3 protein-coding genes are annotated in these 1,409 nt (G+C 65.9%); 2 read left to right on the forward strand and 1 reads right to left on the reverse strand.

Going from position 1 to position 1,409, the window contains the following annotated elements:
• Positions 1-617, reverse strand: a 617-nt coding sequence (locus tag A5707_RS03380; protein WP_156657524.1) for a PPE family protein, incomplete at its 3' end; no start/stop codon positions are given.
• A gap of 296 nt (positions 618-913) precedes the next feature.
• On the opposite strand from A5707_RS03380, the gene A5707_RS03385 reads away from it, so the two are divergent.
• Together A5707_RS03385 and A5707_RS23010 are read left to right on the forward strand one after the other, a co-directional pair.
• Positions 914-1,213, forward strand: coding sequence for a PE family protein (locus tag A5707_RS03385; RefSeq protein WP_065012573.1), 300 nt, complete (start codon positions 914-916; stop codon positions 1,211-1,213).
• A gap of 13 nt (positions 1,214-1,226) precedes the next feature.
• Positions 1,227-1,409: PPE domain-containing protein (locus tag A5707_RS23010; RefSeq protein ID WP_156657385.1), on the forward strand; the 183-nt coding region annotated here is incomplete at its 3' end.

Consider the following 1,409-nt stretch of genomic DNA (forward strand, 5'->3'; position numbering starts at 1 on the left):
GCCAGTAGCTGCGACTCGGCCGACTGTGCGCCAGTTCCGGCCGATGTGGCAGCGGCGTGGGTGACCGCGGCGGCCTGGCCGGCCTGCCCCATCGGGTTGGTGGTGGTCGGCGGCTGGTCGAACGTCGTCAACGCCGACGCGGCCGCTGAGGCGCCGGCGTAGCCATACATCGCCACCGCATCCTGGGCCCACATCTCCGAGTAGTGCGCCTCGGTCGCGGCGATAGCCGGAAAGTTCTGCCCGAAGAAGTTCGTCGCGATCAGCATCATCAGCTGCGCCCGGTTAGCCGCGATCACCGGCGGCGGCACCGTCATCGCAAAGGCGGCCTCATAGGCAATCGCGGCGGCCTTGGCCTGGACCGCCGCCTGCTCGGCCCGTGCCGCGGTGGTGGACAACCACGTCACATAGGGCGCGGCGGCCGCGGCCATCGAAATCGACGCCGGGCCCGACCACAGGCCACTGATTTCGGAGATCGCCGAGCCGTAGCAGGACGCGGTCGTGTACAGGTCGGTGGCCAACACGTCCCAGGCAGCGGCGGCCGCCAACATCGGTCCCGCGCCCGCGCCGGCGTACATCCGGCCAGAGTTGACTTCCGGCGGTAATGCTCCGTAATCCACTACTTGACGTCCTGGCCTCGTCGGTCGCTACAGCCTGCCGATCTACTCGACCTCGTAGTCACGAATGCGATGCCCTTCCTCGCCATCGGCGACGGCTGCGATCCACTATCTGAGACATAAGTTCACTAATGAAGATATAAGGCGTTCAGAGGCGTCAGCGGTACGCAGTAATGAACTCTTTCTATCTTTAGGTGAACACTCGTCGTTGGTAGTGCACAGTCGGCTCCCGGCCATCTAACGTCGCTAGCGAGCGGCTCGTGAAGGCCGTTGAGACCGAGCACTGAGGAGAAATCAGCGTGGCGTTCGTAGAAACCCAGCCGGAGGTGCTATCCGCTGCGGCTCGCAATTTGGTGGCTATCGGCGCGTCAGTGGCGGCGCAGAATGCGGCTGCGGCGGGCCCGACGACGGGAATAGTGCCGCCGGCAGCCGATGAGATTTCGGCGCTGACGGCGGCACAGTTCGCCACGCATGCCCGGATGTATCAGGCGGCCAGCGTCCAAGCCGCGGCAATTCACGACATGTTCGTGAACATGCTGGGCACCAGCGCCGGTTCGTACGCGGCCACGGAAGCCGCCAACGCCGCCGCGACCAGCTAGAGGAGACGTAGTGCTGGATTTCGGGGCGTTACCGCCAGAGGTCAACTCCGCTCGCATGTATGCCGGACCGGGGTCGGCGGCGATGATGTCCGCGGCGTCGTCCTGGCGGTGGCTGGCCGCCGAGTTGGAGTCCGCCGCAATCGATTACGACAGGGTGATCACGCAGCTGACCAGTGAGTGGCGCGGCCCGGCGTCG

This window comes from Mycobacterium kyorinense, from assembly GCF_001672775.1.
In the GTDB taxonomy this organism is placed as follows: domain Bacteria; phylum Actinomycetota; class Actinomycetes; order Mycobacteriales; family Mycobacteriaceae; genus Mycobacterium; species Mycobacterium kyorinense_A.